This is a genomic window from Clostridium sp. JN-9, from assembly GCF_004103695.1.
In the GTDB taxonomy this organism is placed as follows: Bacteria; Bacillota; Clostridia; order Clostridiales; family Clostridiaceae; genus JN-9.
The window spans coordinates 465,434-481,471 of the sequence record NZ_CP035280.1 but is presented as its reverse complement, the minus strand read 5'-3'; the positions used below and the strand labels follow the sequence as shown (position 1 = coordinate 481,471).

The following is a 16,038-nucleotide window of genomic DNA, read 5'->3' as shown; positions in this document are numbered from 1 at the left end:
TTCCTCATTACTTTCGAAAGGTGGTGATTTCATGAAGAAAGTAGATTACTTATCAACTCTATTTGTTGGTATCGATATTGGTGCGAGACAAAATGTTGTCTCTGCAATTAACTTTGAACAGGAATTTTTTATTAAAATGAAACCTGTTCCTAATACACAATCTGGTGCAGAACAACTAGAATCCATGCTCGTCAAGATACTAGAAAATAATATATTTAAGGTTACTATTATTGGTCTTGAGTCTACTTCATTTTATGGCGTGCATATAGCTAATTTTTTATCTGCAAGTGAAAAACTTGTGCCATATAAACCCTACGTCTACTGTTTGAATCCTAAGGAAGTTGCTAACTACAAAGATTCCTTTAATGCTCTTAACAAAAATGATGGCATTGACTCTTTTGTTATTGCTGATTTTGCAAGAGTCGGCAGGATTCATACTGAGCCTTGGCGTGGTTCTCAATACCTTGCCCTACAAAGGCTTACAAGACACAGGCTTCATATAGTTGAATGCTTAACCAGGGAGAAGACATATATGCTATCAAATGTATTTCTCAAGTTTAGCGAATTTGCTTTGTTAGATGGTGAAGAACATCCTTTTTCTAATAAATATGGTGCCACTGCTTCCTCTATCCTGACGGATTTTTTATCTTCTGAAGACATTGCAAATGCTTCCATAGAAGAACTTGTTGAATTCATCAATACAAAGAGTCGAAAGAGAATTTCTGATCCACAGATGACTGCTAAAATTCTTCAACAAGCTGCTCGTAATTCATATCGCCTTGATAAATGTTTGTATGAGCCATTAACGACTTCAATTGCATGCTCTTTTAACTGTATTCAGGCTTTTGAAAAAGAACTGAGTACTATTAATAAAGCCATTGAGAAAGCGGTTATGGGAATGAATCCTGTGGAATATCAAATTCTCATGTCAATCCCTGGTTTTGGCCCTGTTTATTCCAGTGGTATTCTTGCCGAATTAGGCAGTGTGCATGCATTCCCTAATAATGATGCTATTGCTAAATATGCTGGCATCGTATGGAAAGAAAATCAATCTGGTGATTTCAAGGCTGAAAATACGCCAATGAACAAAGCAGGTAACCGTTATTTACGTTATTATCTGATAGAAGCCGCTGGTAGTGTCATAAGACACGTTCCTGAATATCAAGCTTTCTACCAGAAGAAATTTGCTGAAGTGACTACACATCAGCATAAACGAGCACTCGCGCTAACTTCTCGTAAATTAATCCGTTTGATTTTTGGATTGCTGGCTAAAAATCAACTCTACTCTTCAAATAGAGTAGATTAATTATATAAGACACACGAACATACATTCTGATTTGACTGTATGTTTATTAGGGTTACCCTTTTTTTGAAGAATCATTTCATTTTCTTTTTATTTTGTTCTTGACATATTACCAAATTGCTTTAAACACGTTCCTCCAGCCATTCCTTTAAAATCACTGCGTTATTGCTCGTCTGGCTCTTTGCGGCATAAATTAATGTAACATTGCCATATTCAAGCTTTTCTTTAATACAATCTGTGAACTCATCCGAAGACTCATTGTAATTCAGCTCATTTATATATTTTTCTTTAAATTTATTCATCAAAGTTGGATCATGGTGAAATTCTTTTCTTAATTCCGTACTTGGAGCTATTGATTTCGCCCACTGGTCAATATCAACCTTTTCCTTACTAATTCCTCTAGGCCACAAGCGGTCTATCAGTACTCGATACCCGTCATTTTCATCCTTAGGCTCATATATTCTCTTTATTTTAATAAAATTCATAATTTACTCCTTTTTTCATATGGCCTTTGCATAATTATGCTTTATTCTATACTGATTATAACATCAATTTCAGTATAATATAAATTAAATACTAAAATAGCACCTACAATAGTAGATGCTATTTGATTCATATCTTTGAATATACATACTTACTGATTAGTCTTTTTCAGCTGCTTATCAATATCCCTTCCTCCATACATAACCCGTATAACAGTAACTGTTTCATCTTCAACATTTGAAATGTAAAATACAATGAAGTTATCTACTGGCATCTTTCTAAGCCCTCTGCTGAACCAGGGATCTTTTTCAAATACACCAAATCGCTCTGGCATTTTATCCAGACTCAGCACACCTTTTTCAATTCTATCCAATTGTCTAGCTGCTGTTTCAGGCTCAAATAATGTAAATGCAATATATTCATAGATACTCCTTAAATCAATATCAGCTTGTTTTGTTAATACAATCTTATATTTCATATACCAAAATCCCTACGTATATCCGAAAAAGCTTCCTCAGCGGGTTTTGTATTTCCTTGAGTAAAATCAGTATATCCTTTTTTCAATTCCTCATTTAGTTCTATTTCTGATAAACCTGAAAGTGCAATAGGTTTTGAAGCAGGAAGCTTAACATCAAAAGGAATTCCCCTTTGCATAACAACTTGTTTTAAAAATATGTTCACTGCATTAGACACTGGAATCCCTAATTTCCCTAAAACCAATTCCGCCTGTTCCTTAAGTCCAGGTTCAAGCCTTACATATAGATTTGTTGTTTTTGCCATTGCAAATCACTCCTTTCATATGCTATTATATGCTATTGTATTTACAAAAGCAATACAAACGCTAAAATATGAGAATTTGCTATGCTAAGGAAACCACCATACCGCTTTATTGTTTACTTTTCCCGTAGTTTTTTATTTAACTTCATGATTTTACTCTTCCAGCTAAAATATTGAATAAACCAGATAGCTGCATAAATTAAAATGAATATGACGAAATAAACTAAAATCGATATAAGATTAAAATCTACCCATCCTGCCATTATGGAACATGGTAGAAATACTATTGATGTAAGGAGAAAATGCATTGTTGTCTGCTTTGCAATGCTCCATTTATCTACCTCAAATATTGCTGATCCAAATGCAAAAACAAATCCTATAACCATGCTCACAATATATTGAATTACATATGCTTTTAAAGGAGTGGTAGCTCCATCTACAGGAGGAACAACCATTAATTCTCCATAAACTAATGAATAAATAAGTCCAATCGTTGTACTAATAAAAACTCCTAGTGGTATACCTAAAAAGCCTCTTAAAACTGCTTTTTTAAATGTCATAAAATCACCTCATATTCCTAAATATTTTTTAATTTTAGATACATATCTTCTTGATACAAATTCTTTGCTTTCATCTTTAAATACAATATCTATACTTCCTGAATAAGAAATATCCAGGTTTTTTACTTTATCCATATTTACAATGCATGAATTGGATATTCTTAAAAAGGAGCTCCCTTTAAGCATTTCTTCAAGTTCGTAAAGTTTTTGTTTTACACAAAAGCTTCCCTTATCTGTTTTTGCATATATCTTCTGGTTTTCACTGTAAAAGCAATAGATTTCATCATACTCAATGAGATATATTTTTCTATCCTGAGTTCCCGTTATTATTTTTATCTGCAGATTTGAAAGCCTGTCAACTATATTTTGTACTTCATCTGTAACTTCATTAGTATATACAACCACATGTGGTTCCTTCAAATCTGGCTTAATGGCAATTTCAATTTTCACAACTTGTTTCCTCCTGTCTTATTTATATTTTTATTATATTTCATATGAATTTTTGAACAATCCCTTATAGATAAGTGGTATGTTTTCCGATGTAACTGGTATTTTGAATGTTGCCTTTCATGTGCGCATAATATATAAAAGTAATATAGTTATGCTGTTGTAATGTAGGTAAACTAAACAGCAGTTAAAGAAGGAGACATCAGAAAAGGTGCCAGTTTATCTGACACCTATATTTGTCTCATTTTTCTCTTTTTGCTTTGCCGTAACTGCTTTAGACTTGGTCATACTCCCTGACAGAAATTCCCCATCTTTGCTTACAACAGCATATTTGCAGATTTCAAGAATAATATCTGAGCTTACGGTTTTTGCAGATGCAATCTCATTTTTTTTACTTTCAAAATTGGCTTCCACATCTCTGATAGGAATAATAGATCCTGTTTTTATTGAAATAAAAAACAATCCTACTCCAATTAATACAATTAACATAAAGCCCACAAAAAAGTCAGTAAATACTGAACAAAAAATGTTCTAAGTTTGATATTTTTATTTCTTAGTCTCATTTGTATCCAATCCCCCATACAGTTGAAATGGGCGCAAGCTTTGCCCTTATATTCTTTATATGAACAGCAATTGTGAAGCTGTCACCTTCAGCATCATAACATCCAGCAATAGTAAGTTAAACTGGTTCAGGCTGCTTAGCTCCACCTTTTCAGGTGATTCAGCAGTGGTTATAAGATGGCCGTCTTTTTGTAATGCATTTTTTACGAGAGCCAAAATATCCGGTTCATCATCAATGACAAGTATTTTGGGCATAAGCTTCACTCCCTCCGTGGTGCCTTAATATATTTTTGGGCTTCTTCATATTTACCATTAGGTATTGGTATTTAGAATAAAAAAAATCCTAACCTCTCTTAAATTTATCAATTAATCACCACCATAGTCTTGTTTTTAGGTAATATCTTAAAAATAAATTTATCTTTATCTTCCAAGCTGCTAAATGCACTATTGGGAATCCAAAAAATCACTGAATTTTTATTCCATATTCCTATATAGTTATTAATTTCAATAATATCGAAATTACTTATCTTTTTCCACTCTATAAAAATAGTCACATTGCTATTTTCAAGGAAAATTCCTTTATCCGATAAAATTACAGTTTTTTCTGATTTAGGATCATAATAAGCCTTATTATCAGCCAATGTTTTTTTGTATATTTTACTGATTCCTTTTAAATCCATTTTACTGTGCTTATGTTTTGTTTTACTAATATATAGAGAACATACTAACCCAAGAAGTGATACTACTGCATATGGTATACTGCCAATGATATATGACCATATACAGCAAATCGAAAATATAGCAGGGGATATAAACTGCAAAAATTTATGTATTTTCTTACCTCTTAAACTATTCTCTGTATTATATATGTAAAAATATTCTTCATCTTCTATAGAATAAATAAACTTTAACTTCAGGAAAGTATCCTCCGGTAAGGGTATTGGCATAGGATACTTGTTCTTGCCAATCATCTTATGTTCTAATGCATTGATTAATTGTAATTTTTCATCTTCATTCTTGAAATCACTTGAAGTCAATGGTATTGTAATTTTTTTATTTAATCCAAACTTAATCAATAAAAGGAAATTCGGTTCAAGTTTTATGCTTTTTATGGCTGTCCATCCTATATATATTTTAGATATATCCGATACAATAGTAATACCATCATCATTTATAGAAATTTTAAGGCCTTCTATTTGTGGATTTTGCATATATGAGTTATTATACATAATAGTTTCAAAATTCCATTTTAATGGTTTCTTTAATGAGTTTACTATTAATTCTTTTATCAAACTGTTTTTATTATTTGCTCTGATACTGTGTATGTAACTGTGCTTATTTATTTGATATTGAAATTGCATTTCTCTGAGTCATCTCCTATTTTCACAAAATTGCAAAACATATATAGCTATTTTATTTACTTTCCCTGTTATCAATACCATGCACTTCCACATGCGTTTAGTGTATAAAAGTGATATAATTTAAAATATCGTAATACAGGCAAGGCTAAACAGCAGTTAAGGAAGGAAACAAAAGAATGAAAAAAATATTTACCAAAACAAACTTTATAAAATTTGTTTTTATAACAATGGTATTATCCTCTGTTTTTGTAATAATAAAAATGATTGAAGCACCCACAGTTGCACCCCTTAATAACCCTAGTATAAGAGTAAAGAGTGATTATTTTTTGATGCTTTTGCAGTGTATACTGGGCACATTTGCAATGCTGCTTCCTGGCTTTACAGAAAAGCGTTTAAAGGTAAGCATACCAACAAATATGATATTTGTTTATTCTGCATTTCTTTACTGTGCAATTTATTTGGGGGAAGTTAAGAACTTTTACTACAGAATTCCTAACTGGGATATAATTTTACACACCTTCAGTGGCGCTATGCTGGGTGCATTAGGGTTTACCGTAATAAGTTTTCTTAACAAATCAGAAAAGGTGCCGGTTTATCTCACACCTATATTTGTCTCATTTTTCTCTTTTTGCTTTGCTGTAACTGCTGGTGTCTTTTGGGAATTTTATGAGTATACCGCAGACGGATTATTGGGGACCAATATGCAAAAATTCAGGGCAGAGGACGGAGCATTGTTCTTGGGTCGCCATGCACTAACAGATACAATGACCGATTTGATGGTAGACTGTATTGGTGCATTTGTCATGTGTGTAATAGGTTATATGTCTATTAAATACGGTAAAAACTGGCTGGAAAAATTAATGTTCAAGCACAAGAATAATGTGGACAGCCTATAGTTTTAATAATAGAACGACCTTAGGAGCGTAAAAATCCTCCACCGCTTCCATTCCTTCACTTACTAAATAACAAAAGCCTATGGAAATGCCGAAAACAAGTCATCTCTATAGGCTTTTAATTTTACTTTCTTACCAGCAGTGATACCATTTTCACATAGGCTGGGGCTAGTCGACTACTATATATAAATAGTAAAGTCTGCAAGTCTGATAACCCTACTATTATATTTCTTGATAATCCTTTTTTAAGAATTTATTTTCCTTTGTATAAACAGCTACTCTATGACTATCAATATCCATATTTATTAATTTTATACGTTCTTCGTTTTCTATTTTATCTCTATTTAAAGTTAATATATATTGAAAATCCTGATACTTTTCTTCTTGTTTATTTAAATAATTTAGGCATTGAACTAACGTATCCTGATCAACATCAAAAATATTATCATGAACTAAAAATAGAGGATGCCTCTTCCTAGTATTATCATTAAATAATAACGCCATATCATAAATAAAAACTTTGGTCCTATTTACACTTCTGCTACCATCATCGTATATCCTCATGCTGATTTCAGCTGGTGTTTTACTTCTAGCATTATCTAAAGTCTGGATTGTAAATGAGCACTCCTTATTTCCCATAATAGCTTCATGAATATCAAGTAAGGTATTAATAAATTTATTTATTATATCCTCTTTTTCCTCAAGAATAGTATCTATCTCTAATATTTCTTGTGTTTTACGTAATTTTAATGTTTTTTTTGTTTTCGCATTTTTTTCATACTGTTCAAAAAGAAACTTTGTATGTGCACAAGAATCCTTTTTACTTTCATATATCTTTAAACTAGCTTTTAAATTCTTTAATACACCTTTTTCATCAATAATTTTCATTTTTTCTGAATACTCATCATCTAAAACACGAATTTGCTCTGCAATGTCATTCAGTTGTATTTCAAGTTCCTTTGCTTTCTGATTCACAAGCATACGTTGAAATTCTTCAACCTTATTCTTAAAGCCAACTACTTCATCAAGGGACTTAACAATCGCACTTCCCAAATCATTCTTAAATTGATTATACACTAGTTCAATCTCGTTATCATCTATTGCTTCGGGCTTTGGCATTCTTTTAATTTTATCATAATCATATCTTAATGCTTTTTGTTTTTTTCTTAGCTGTTCAAGTAATGTTTCTAATTCTAGCAGCTCTGATTCCATTGAATAAAAAGCTTCATTACTTTTAAAACTTTCTATAGCAGCTTCCATTTTATTTAATTCATCATCAAGGGAGTTTAATTCTGCTTTAACATCAGCTATTTTTTTCTGTCCATTATTTGTCAGCTCTTTCTTATTTTTTGATATAATAGTTGTTATACTTTCAATTTCTTTAATTGTCTTAATACTTTTCCTATAAGACTCAACTGGCATTCCAAGTAGAAATAAATGTGCTGTCAAATCATCTGGCACACGCTTAGATAAATCATGACATTTTAAGATATCAGTAAATTCCGAACGTTCATCTCTCATCAATATTGAGAATAAATTTCTAAAACTTGGCACACTGTTCCCATCTAATTTTGCAAAAATTAGTTCCGCTAGGTAATTACGTGCATCATCTAATTTTTCAAAAGAAACCTTTTTCTCATTTCTTATTATAACGGGTTGTTCAGAGTCCTTTCGGCTTCGTTTTATTGTAATTTCTTCTTTCCCAATTTCTAAATCTAACATTATTTTTTCTTCTAATGGCATTACTTCTTTAGGTATTCTGCATATTCTAGATTTTTCATAATCACTCAATAAGCAAAAATCCAAAAATTCAATGCTCATAGATTTTCCTACACCATTTGTTTTTCTTCCCTTTATTGTTGAATTATCATATTTTTCACCCAAAATAATATTTACACCATCACGAAATTCTATTTCGTCAAAAATATTATTTTCTGAATAAAGTTTGTTAATGCGAATTCTATTTACTTCTTTATCCATACATTCGCCTCCTCAAACTCCACTATATCAACAGAGTATAGGAAAGAAAGGGCTAGTACTAATTGCCTACTACTGTTTATTCCTTTCTTTTTAAGAATCCTTGAAACGTCATATATAGATACTTTTTCCGAATTTTTCTCCTTGATTTCCTTTAGTATAAGGTAACCAATATACATTGCTGATGACTTAACACTATTACTATTTGCCACCATTATACTCATTCCTTTCATTTGGAAATACTCTACATTTTATCATTTCATTAACTAAATAAAATTTAATGGCCGCCCTATCATATTTTTTACCATTTAAACTTAGCTTATCTTCAAAATAACCAACCAGCTTATTCAATGCCTTAATGGGGTTATCATTTGTTTCATCTAAAAATTGCATACTTATATCTTGTAAATAAAACATTATTATTATATCCTGTGCTTCATCTATTCCTATAATTTCATTAATTGTCTCAATTGCATCTCCATACAGAGTATACAGTGTTGTATATTCTGATATCAATCTTTCAGAGAAGTCCTTAAATCTTTTAAATATTTTATATTCAGGATCAATTTCTGAATCTATTTTCTTTTTAACTTCCTTATGTTTAGATATGTATTCAATTAAATCTATGATTGTGTCTATCTCATTAGCTTGTGTTTTCTTGGCTGAATATACCCTATCACATAATTCCATTTCTAAAAAATCATTAATTTCTCTTATCTTTTTTATTTCTAATCCTCTTATGGATTTTATTAAGTCCTTTATATCTAATATATCTTTTCCCTTATCAAATACAAACGTATTATTAGTATCAAATGACCTTGAATACTTCTTTTTCCTAGTCAAAATTAATACTATTAATCTATCATACTTTTCATATGACTTATTATCAATATATTCATGAATTGTATGTTTTATTTTGGTGCTAGAATTATCTGAAGTTACTTGAATTGAAATTTTATTTTCTTCATCTATTAAATCAATAGCTTGTGCATTTTTCTCAACAACATTTGTATTTTTTAATTTGTAACCAAATATTAAATTCAGTAAACCTGTAAAAAAATCCTCTGCAATAATATTTATGTCATAAAGATCTACAGCATTTAAAAGTTCAACCTGCTTACTTAATAAAGCAAGACTATCAGCCACATTTTTAAGATAGATTTCTTTGTTCATCATGCTGTATCTCTCCCTTATTATTTGTTAATTATACTCCATTTTATCACACTTCATTTAAGATTTCTATTATGGTTTAATATTTGCAGAAGTTTAACACCTAAAAAAGTTTTAGGGCGTAGCTCGCTGATTTATATTGATTTGCTAGTATTTAATAAAAACATTGTAGAATCCGATTTTTATTGGAAATTATTTTAGGACAAGAAATGCTTGAACCTAAGAAAGATAGTTCGAATAAAGATGAAGGTGAAATCACCGGAGGTATAAGATTAGTAAGAAAATTATATCGTAAATATTACCATTTTGCCGACATTATAGTAGCCGATGCTTTATATTGTAAGTCTACTTGGATAAAAGAAGCCCTTTCAATAGGAATGAATGCAGTAGTAAGAGTGAAAGATGAGAGGCTCCTCATTGTAAAGGATGCATTAGCTCTATTTAAGCGCCGTGAGGCTAATAAGGAATGGATTGTAAAGCATGGAAGTAAAGACTATACCAAGATTAAAGCTTGGGATGAAGATAATTTTGAAATGTCAGATTCGACTATCAAAGTTAGATTTATAAGGTTTATAGAAGAAATTCATACTGGAGATAATGTGGAAATTAAGGAAGGCTGGATTATAACAACAGACAAATTTGCCTCAGTAGAAACCTTGTGGAAGATAATGCATAAGAGGTGGGATATAGAAAATAATGCCTTTCATCAGCTTAAAACAGAATGGCATTTAGACCATTGCTTTCTTCATAGCCCTACGGGCGTAGAGACAGTACTGATGTTTATAATTATAGCGTTCAATCTGATGCAGTTATATTTCTTTAGATGTATCAGAGGTTTTAGAAAGAAACGGATGCTTCAAATAGATATTATTGAAGGTATAAAAGATGAAAGATTTACTATAGATGACAACTGGAATAATCCAATATTTAAAAAGACTTAATATAAAAATAAAATTGGAAATTTATCATTGAAATTTCTTAGGGTAAGGATAATTATAACTATTTTTCTGACCTATCGGTCTATTGATTTACCAGCCATGTAAGAAGGTACAATAAAATACAATTCCAGTAAAAGTAAATCTTTTACTGGAATTTAGATGCGAAATCTCTGTAATATTTGAAGTTGTTTTGCGATTTCATTATATCCTTTTCCCTTTTTCTCTATATAATTTTTAAAATATCAGAAGGGTCTTTCAGTATATATTTTGCATTATTAATTCCTTCTGCCGTTTTAGCTCCCCATAAAGCTAATGCAAAATCAATTCCAGCACTATTGGCACATTTCATATCATATATAGTATCCCCTATATATATTGCAGAAGATGGATCAATTCTGCTTACTTTAATAAATTCCAGAATTGGATCAGGTTCTGGTTTATGTTTTATTGAATCATCAGCTGAAATTATAGTTTTCATGTATCTATGAATCATAAAAGGATATAAATCATCAATTATCTCTTGCTTTGTTCTTGAAGTTACTATGCCGGTATAAACATCTAATTCATTTAGTTTCCTTAGCACTTCTTCAATACCGCTGTATACCTTAATAAGATGAGAATATTCCTTTATGTATTTTCTCCACTTGTCTGATGCACCTTTAATATTTTTTATATTAAGCATGCCCAGTGCTATGTCGTCAGTTAAACCAAGAGAAAATTTAAGTTCGTCTAATTTCTTGTCCTGGTTTAATTCTTCTTTTACAACTCTTTGAAGAGGAACAAGTATTCCTTCCTCTGTATCAATAAGAGTTCCATCAACATCAAATATTATACTTTTATACATATCCAACCTCTTTTTTTATAATAAATTTTATAAGCCTAAAAATCCTAATGCATATCCAGCTATTCCTAAAATCATTAATCCAAACATACATATCATTGGGGACACTTTTTTCTTTAACAGCCAATATACAAAAAAGGTTAACATAAGCGGTAGTATATTAGGCATTATAGAATCCAATTGCTGCTGAACAGTAGCAGTAATTACACCATTTTTGCTGTTAATAGAATATAAAACAAAAGGTACCTTTATAACCGTCCATTTTGCAACTAATCCACCTATTATTGTATAAGTTAATACAGCCATAGAATTTTTTAGTTTAGGAAGAATACCTTTCAGTTTAGTAATAATATTCGTACCTTCCCTATATGCAATCATTAAAACATTATATCTCATAAATAATCTTACTGTATTCATAGCTGCAAAGAAAAATATAGGTCCTAATATATTTCCATTAGATGCAATACCAGCACCAATAGCTGCAGTAACTGGTCTAACTATTCCCCATATTATTGGATCACCTATGCCTGCCATAGGCCCCATTAAAGCTAATTTCACCCGTGCTATACTAGATGTATCAAACTCTTGCCCATTAACCATAGTTTCCTCAAAAGCTATGTCTGCACCAATAATAGCAGATGAAAAGAAAGGCTGGGTATTAAAATATTCCAGATGAGACTTTACAGCTGATTGAAGTTCTTCTTTTTGCTTATATAACTTTTTTAAAATAGGCATAATGCAGTAGCAATAACATAAATTTTGAAGTCTTTCATAGTTCCAGGATAGCTGGAAAAACTGGCTCCTCCAAAATACCTTCATTAAATCTTTTTTTGTTATTTCAATTTTAGTTTTTTCGCCTTTTTTCTCTAAGTTAGCAGTATTGTTTTCAGTTCTTCTATTTCTATTATTACCCTTATCTATCATATTTGAAATCTGATAGTATACCATTGCCAGACTTAAGCCTAAAAGTGTGAGTCCCAGCAATGTTATATTAGAAAAAGTCATTACCAAAAATCCCATAAAGAAAAATGACAGCATTTCTTTCTGATTAAGCATCCTAAGTATCATGGCATAACCCACCACAACTAGAAAACCTGAAGAAATTTGAAGTCCAATTGTTATGGTCTTAGGTATTAAATTTAAGAAATTCCGCATAGAAGTGATATTTGCAAAATATGCAACTATTAAAGAAGGTACAGTTATTCTTATAATGCTTGGAATTGCCGTTAGAAAATGAGCTGTTGTAACTTTCCATAATTGGCCTCTTTCAACTCCATTTTCTGCCCAATGCATTATTGCTACATCTATAATTCCTTTTTGTACAATGAACATTAATTGTCCTACTGCGCTAAAAGGAACTGCAATACCTATTGCCACACCTATCTGCTGCTTCCCCAGGATTACCAATATGGCAGCTACTATTGATGATAAAGTTGCATCTAAGGGTGTTGCTACACCTATTGTCATCCATCCAAGTGCAATGAGTTCCATCTGAGAACCAACTATTACTCCACTTTTTATATCTCCAAGTGCTATACCAATTAAAGTAGCCGCAATTAATGGCCTGTGAGTTTGAAATTCTTCTGTAGAAGATCCAATTCCAGATATAGAAGTGAAAACAATTAATAGTACGGTTTGCTTTATTGACATATTGTTCTCCCCTAACACTAGCAATATTTTAAGAAATCTATTTTTTTATCCGTAGGCAGAATCCTTATTTCCAATTCAATATTATAGCCTGCTATTTTTTTTAAAGCCTTAAGTTCAGCTTCGTCAACATAAAATGTAGTACTAATTCTTTTTTTATCTTTTTTGTAAGACATTCCACCTATATTTATGCTTTTTACTTTCCCACCATATTCAATGAACTCTAAAAGCTCAAAGGGATTGCCAAAAATAATAATTACATTCTCAAATTTACATTCTTCTTCATATATTTCCAGAGCCTTAGAAACATCACAAAATATAATTTTTATGTTTTCAGGGGCAGATATTTCTATAAATGTTTTTCTTATTTCATTATTGTTTACTTCCTTGTTTACTACTAATATTTCTGTAATATTTTCATAGGTACACCAATTATTGAATAGCTGTCCATGAACTAACCTATCGTCTAATCTTACTATTTTGAGCAATGTAATTCTTCTCCTTCCATGAATTATTCTTAAATTATCTTTGGCTTGTTTAAGGTTTTATATTTTTCTCCAACATTAATTATTCCATTTTTTGCTGATTCTTCGGCAATTTTCGAAACTTTCATAAGTCCCTCATTTCTATGTGGAAGAATTTCTAGCAGCATAGGCATATTTATACCGGTAACTACATTGATATTCGGATTTTTCATCCAAAGGCTGCTTGCATTATATGGAGTTCCTCCAAGCAAATCAACCAATATTAAGATTTCATCTGCATCAAGCCCTTTAATCTTAAGTTCTATCTTACTATTTAAACTTTCTATGCTTTCAGCTTTCTCGAGACAAATAGCTTCAATTTCATCAATTTTCCCATATATTAACTCTACAGAATTTATTAGTTCTTTTACGTAGTTACCATGAGAAATTGCTATTATTCCAACCATATAAATACACCTCTGGATTCTAATTATTACTTCTTATATATTATCACACCTTCTGCCGCCTTGTTAACTATAAAAGCAGAGCCGTTTTATTATTAACCACTCTGCTTTTATTATTTAGATGCTAAATACCGTCTTCCGAATCCAAATTATTATCAATTTTACTTACATTAATTTTCTTAAATCTGGCAACCCCTTTCTTAGTAGAATCTATGATTGAATCAGCAAGATTTTTTAGAGGCATTGTATCTTTTATCAATACTGCTTCTAAAATGGCCCCTACATTACAGCCAGCTGCAACTTCCATATTATCTGAGCTATTGGCAATCATTGCACATACCTTAAATGGAGTGCCGCCTACCATATCACATACAAATAGAAATTGTGAATCTGAATTTTTCGAAACAGCTTTTAAGATTTTTTCTTTTAATGAAGTGTCATTATCTTCTTCAAGAAAATCGATAAATTCTACACCTTCACTATTCCCTGCTAATAATTTCAATGAACTTTCTATCCCTGTTGCATAATTTCCGTGTCCGGTTATTATTATATTGGTTTTCATCATTATAGAACCCCCAATAAAGATAATAGAATAGCAGCGGCAAAGGTTATTAGTATTAATATTGTTGGATTAATGTTCTTCTTTTTTAATAGATAGAACATTAATAAAGTATATGCCATAGGCAGTATATTAGGCAGTATCTTATCTATAAAATCTTTCTGCAGTGAAATTACATGGCCTGCACTTACAGGTATTTTAAGAACAAGCTCTATGTGAACATAAGATGCTATTAATCCACCTATAACAGTTACTCCTAATATTGTAGCTGCCTTTGAAATAGCCTTTGAATTTTCTCTTAAAATATTAATTGCTTTTACACCAAGATTGTATCCTGCTGTTGTCCATATAATACGTGAAAGAAATACACCAACATAAACTGCAAAGAATAATATTGGTCCTAATACACTTCCTTCAATTGCAAAGGATGAACAAATGCCTGCAACTATAGGTAATAATGTAAACCAAAGTAAAGCATCGCCTATTCCAGCTAAAGGTCCAAATAAAGCTACCTTTAACCCTTTTACAACGCTTCTGTCTTCATTATTTTCTTCAAGTGATATTATTAAGCCCATCAAAAATCCAGATAATGTAGGATTTGTATTAATAAATTCCAGATTATCATGCATTGATTCTGACAATGCTTTTTTATCATCTTTATGAATTCTCTTTAAAAAAGGCAGCATAGCATATGTCCAGCCGCTAGCTTGCATTCTTTCATAGTTAAAACCTGATTGAAGAAGAACTGACCTGAAAGCTAAATTTCTTAAGTCTTTTTTTGTCATTTTGTTATTAGATTCCGTCTTCATAATCTTCGCCTCCTTGATTATTGCTTTCAGCCTTAATAGTTTCAGCTGTATTTTTATCATTAAAGTATACATATAATGCAAATGCAGCACCAATTAAAGCTACTGGTAATAAATTTGAGAAGTTAAGGAATGAGGCTGTTATAAATCCTATTATAAGAAAAGGTACATATTCTATTTTCAGCATTACTTTTAGCAGTAATCCAAATCCAACTGCTGGTAAAATTCCTCCGGCTATTTCAAATCCATGTTTTAACCATTGAGGCATACTTTGAACTAATGATTGCATTGGAGCCTGAGCTACATATGTGCATAAGAATACAACTACTCCATAAGTTAATCCAACAATTAAAGTTGTAATTATATTTAATTTTGCAAAGGATTTTGTATCAGCTTCATCTGCATATTTTTCTGCCTTATTCATAAATACGGAGAATACTGAGTAGTAAAATAATATTATATATTGCATTAAAAAACTAAATGGCAGTGCAAGTCCTATTGTAGCCTTTACATCAGAGCCTGTAGTGTATGCTATAACAGTTGTCATTATGCCTGCCAAAATTGGGTTAGGCGGCTGTGTTCCTCCCACTGGTGTTAATCCTGTAAATGCCAGTTCTGTAAGCCCTCCAGCTACTAATCCAAGTTTTAAATCTCCTAAAATAAGCCCAGCTAGTGTACATACTATTATTGGTCTAAAAATATAAAGACCTTCCAGCCAAAAGTCAAAACCAACTATAATTGCCATTACAGACAGTAAAATACCTTGCATTAATGTAATACTGTGCAT

Annotated in this window: 22 protein-coding genes; 3 read left to right on the top strand and 19 right to left on the bottom strand. The window is 31.2% G+C overall.

Annotation, left to right across the window (positions count from 1 at the left end):
- The first annotated feature begins 31 nt into the window (after window positions 1-31).
- Window positions 32-1,306, top strand: a complete 1,275-nt coding sequence (locus EQM05_RS02330; protein ID WP_128748367.1) for an IS110 family transposase — start codon at window positions 32-34, stop codon at window positions 1,304-1,306.
- Window positions 1,307-1,425: 119 nt separating this feature from the next.
- Here the strand turns inward: EQM05_RS02330 and EQM05_RS02325 are convergent, their stop codons facing one another.
- From EQM05_RS02325 to EQM05_RS02285, 9 genes are all read right to left on the bottom strand, one after another.
- Window positions 1,426-1,788 carry a DUF488 domain-containing protein gene (locus EQM05_RS02325; RefSeq protein ID WP_128748551.1) on the bottom strand — a complete coding sequence of 121 codons (363 nt, stop codon included), beginning with the start codon at window positions 1,786-1,788 and terminating at the stop codon, window positions 1,426-1,428.
- 149 nt (window positions 1,789-1,937) lie between these two features.
- Window positions 1,938-2,264: a type II toxin-antitoxin system RelE/ParE family toxin gene (locus tag EQM05_RS02320; RefSeq protein ID WP_128748550.1), complete on the bottom strand. Its 327-nt coding sequence runs from the start codon at window positions 2,262-2,264 to the stop codon at window positions 1,938-1,940.
- Window positions 2,261-2,566: a type II toxin-antitoxin system RelB/DinJ family antitoxin gene (locus tag EQM05_RS02315; protein WP_128748548.1), complete on the bottom strand. Its 306-nt coding sequence runs from the start codon at window positions 2,564-2,566 to the stop codon at window positions 2,261-2,263. The genes EQM05_RS02320 and EQM05_RS02315 overlap by 4 nt, the downstream gene beginning before the upstream one ends.
- 113 nt (window positions 2,567-2,679) lie before the next feature.
- Window positions 2,680-3,123 carry a DUF3021 domain-containing protein gene (locus EQM05_RS02310; RefSeq protein ID WP_128748546.1) on the bottom strand — a complete coding sequence of 148 codons (444 nt, stop codon included), beginning with the start codon at window positions 3,121-3,123 and terminating at the stop codon, window positions 2,680-2,682.
- A 9-nt stretch (window positions 3,124-3,132) separates the two neighbouring features.
- The gene (locus EQM05_RS02305) at window positions 3,133-3,573 is read right to left on the bottom strand and encodes a LytTR family DNA-binding domain-containing protein (protein WP_128748544.1); all 441 of its coding nucleotides are present in this window, start codon (window positions 3,571-3,573) and stop codon (window positions 3,133-3,135) included.
- A gap of 216 nt (window positions 3,574-3,789) precedes the next feature.
- On the bottom strand, window positions 3,790-4,059 hold the full coding sequence (locus tag EQM05_RS02300; protein WP_128748542.1) for a hypothetical protein: 270 nt from the start codon (window positions 4,057-4,059) through the stop codon (window positions 3,790-3,792).
- Window positions 4,060-4,129: 70 nt separating this feature from the next.
- A complete protein-coding gene (locus EQM05_RS16095) occupies window positions 4,130-4,192 on the bottom strand; it encodes a hypothetical protein (RefSeq protein WP_243108154.1) in 63 nt (20 codons plus the stop codon).
- Window positions 4,189-4,386 (bottom strand): response regulator transcription factor, encoded by a 198-nt coding sequence (locus EQM05_RS02290; RefSeq protein WP_128748540.1) that lies wholly within the window; start codon window positions 4,384-4,386, stop codon window positions 4,189-4,191. Before EQM05_RS02290 ends, EQM05_RS16095 begins: the two co-directional genes overlap by 4 nt.
- A gap of 107 nt (window positions 4,387-4,493) precedes the next feature.
- Window positions 4,494-5,492 carry a hypothetical protein gene (locus EQM05_RS02285; RefSeq protein ID WP_128748537.1) on the bottom strand — a complete coding sequence of 333 codons (999 nt, stop codon included), beginning with the start codon at window positions 5,490-5,492 and terminating at the stop codon, window positions 4,494-4,496.
- A 176-nt stretch (window positions 5,493-5,668) separates the two neighbouring features.
- Between EQM05_RS02285 and EQM05_RS02280 the strand changes: the two genes are divergently transcribed.
- On the top strand, window positions 5,669-6,388 hold the full coding sequence (locus EQM05_RS02280; protein ID WP_128748535.1) for a hypothetical protein: 720 nt from the start codon (window positions 5,669-5,671) through the stop codon (window positions 6,386-6,388).
- 219 nt (window positions 6,389-6,607) lie between these two features.
- On the opposite strand, the gene EQM05_RS02275 is transcribed toward EQM05_RS02280, so the two are convergent.
- Genes EQM05_RS02275 through EQM05_RS02265 form a run of 3 tightly spaced genes read right to left on the bottom strand, consistent with a single transcriptional unit; the run spans window position 6,608 to window position 9,538 of the window.
- Window positions 6,608-8,365 (bottom strand): DUF2326 domain-containing protein, encoded by a 1,758-nt coding sequence (locus EQM05_RS02275; protein ID WP_128748533.1) that lies wholly within the window; start codon window positions 8,363-8,365, stop codon window positions 6,608-6,610.
- On the bottom strand, window positions 8,350-8,595 hold the full coding sequence (locus EQM05_RS02270; protein ID WP_243108107.1) for an ABC-three component system middle component 6: 246 nt from the start codon (window positions 8,593-8,595) through the stop codon (window positions 8,350-8,352). Before EQM05_RS02270 ends, EQM05_RS02275 begins: the two co-directional genes overlap by 16 nt.
- A complete protein-coding gene (locus EQM05_RS02265; protein ID WP_128748531.1) occupies window positions 8,564-9,538 on the bottom strand; it encodes an SMEK domain-containing protein in 975 nt (324 codons plus the stop codon). The genes EQM05_RS02270 and EQM05_RS02265 overlap by 32 nt, the downstream gene beginning before the upstream one ends.
- A 179-nt stretch (window positions 9,539-9,717) precedes the next feature.
- Here EQM05_RS02265 and EQM05_RS02260 point away from each other — a divergent pair, with 179 nt between their 5' ends.
- Entirely contained in the window at window positions 9,718-10,473 is a 756-nt protein-coding gene (locus EQM05_RS02260) for a transposase (protein ID WP_243108105.1), read from the top strand.
- Window positions 10,474-10,693: 220 nt separating this feature from the next.
- On the opposite strand, the gene EQM05_RS02255 is transcribed toward EQM05_RS02260, so the two are convergent.
- From EQM05_RS02255 to agaC, 7 genes are all read right to left on the bottom strand, one after another.
- Entirely contained in the window at window positions 10,694-11,314 is a 621-nt protein-coding gene (locus EQM05_RS02255; protein WP_128748529.1) for an HAD family hydrolase, read from the bottom strand.
- A gap of 27 nt (window positions 11,315-11,341) precedes the next feature.
- Window positions 11,342-12,961 (bottom strand): mannose/fructose/sorbose PTS transporter subunit IID, encoded by a 1,620-nt coding sequence (locus EQM05_RS02250; protein ID WP_128748527.1) that lies wholly within the window; start codon window positions 12,959-12,961, stop codon window positions 11,342-11,344.
- 17 nt (window positions 12,962-12,978) lie between these two features.
- Window positions 12,979-13,446: a PTS sugar transporter subunit IIB gene (locus EQM05_RS02245; RefSeq protein WP_128748525.1), complete on the bottom strand. Its 468-nt coding sequence runs from the start codon at window positions 13,444-13,446 to the stop codon at window positions 12,979-12,981.
- 29 nt (window positions 13,447-13,475) lie between these two features.
- Window positions 13,476-13,889, bottom strand: coding sequence for a PTS sugar transporter subunit IIA (locus EQM05_RS02240; RefSeq protein ID WP_128748523.1), 414 nt, complete (start codon window positions 13,887-13,889; stop codon window positions 13,476-13,478).
- 121 nt (window positions 13,890-14,010) lie between these two features.
- Window positions 14,011-14,451, bottom strand: coding sequence for a PTS fructose transporter subunit IIA (locus EQM05_RS02235; RefSeq protein ID WP_243108102.1), 441 nt, complete (start codon window positions 14,449-14,451; stop codon window positions 14,011-14,013).
- On the bottom strand, window positions 14,451-15,254 hold the full coding sequence (agaD, locus tag EQM05_RS02230; RefSeq protein WP_128748521.1) for a PTS galactosamine transporter subunit IID: 804 nt from the start codon (window positions 15,252-15,254) through the stop codon (window positions 14,451-14,453). Before agaD ends, EQM05_RS02235 begins: the two co-directional genes overlap by 1 nt.
- A complete protein-coding gene (agaC, locus tag EQM05_RS02225) occupies window positions 15,238-16,038 on the bottom strand; it encodes a PTS galactosamine transporter subunit IIC (protein ID WP_128748519.1) in 801 nt (266 codons plus the stop codon). Before agaC ends, agaD begins: the two co-directional genes overlap by 17 nt.

Coding starts and splice junctions, on each gene's coding strand:
- EQM05_RS02300 (WP_128748542.1), bottom strand. CDS start 4,059: ATGTTAATTGTATTAATTGGAGTAGGATTGTTTTTTATTTCAATAAAA.
- EQM05_RS02275 (WP_128748533.1), bottom strand. CDS start 8,365: ATGGATAAAGAAGTAAATAGAATTCGCATTAACAAACTTTATTCAGAA.
- EQM05_RS02235 (WP_243108102.1), bottom strand. CDS start 14,451: ATGATGAAAACCAATATAATAATAACCGGACACGGAAATTATGCAACA.
- EQM05_RS02255 (WP_128748529.1), bottom strand. CDS start 11,314: ATGTATAAAAGTATAATATTTGATGTTGATGGAACTCTTATTGATACA.
- EQM05_RS02315 (WP_128748548.1), bottom strand. CDS start 2,566: ATGGCAAAAACAACAAATCTATATGTAAGGCTTGAACCTGGACTTAAG.
- EQM05_RS02285 (WP_128748537.1), bottom strand. CDS start 5,492: ATGCAATTTCAATATCAAATAAATAAGCACAGTTACATACACAGTATC.
- EQM05_RS02250 (WP_128748527.1), bottom strand. CDS start 12,961: ATGTCAATAAAGCAAACCGTACTATTAATTGTTTTCACTTCTATATCT.
- EQM05_RS02330 (WP_128748367.1), top strand. CDS start 32: ATGAAGAAAGTAGATTACTTATCAACTCTATTTGTTGGTATCGATATT.
- EQM05_RS02290 (WP_128748540.1), bottom strand. CDS start 4,386: ATGCCCAAAATACTTGTCATTGATGATGAACCGGATATTTTGGCTCTC.
- EQM05_RS02265 (WP_128748531.1), bottom strand. CDS start 9,538: ATGATGAACAAAGAAATCTATCTTAAAAATGTGGCTGATAGTCTTGCT.
- agaC (WP_128748519.1), bottom strand. CDS start 16,038: ATGCACAGTATTACATTAATGCAAGGTATTTTACTGTCTGTAATGGCA.
- EQM05_RS02280 (WP_128748535.1), top strand. CDS start 5,669: ATGAAAAAAATATTTACCAAAACAAACTTTATAAAATTTGTTTTTATA.
- agaD (WP_128748521.1), bottom strand. CDS start 15,254: ATGAAGACGGAATCTAATAACAAAATGACAAAAAAAGACTTAAGAAAT.
- EQM05_RS02325 (WP_128748551.1), bottom strand. CDS start 1,788: ATGAATTTTATTAAAATAAAGAGAATATATGAGCCTAAGGATGAAAAT.
- EQM05_RS02270 (WP_243108107.1), bottom strand. CDS start 8,595: ATGAAAGGAATGAGTATAATGGTGGCAAATAGTAATAGTGTTAAGTCA.
- EQM05_RS02240 (WP_128748523.1), bottom strand. CDS start 13,889: ATGGTTGGAATAATAGCAATTTCTCATGGTAACTACGTAAAAGAACTA.
- EQM05_RS02310 (WP_128748546.1), bottom strand. CDS start 3,123: ATGACATTTAAAAAAGCAGTTTTAAGAGGCTTTTTAGGTATACCACTA.
- EQM05_RS02320 (WP_128748550.1), bottom strand. CDS start 2,264: ATGAAATATAAGATTGTATTAACAAAACAAGCTGATATTGATTTAAGG.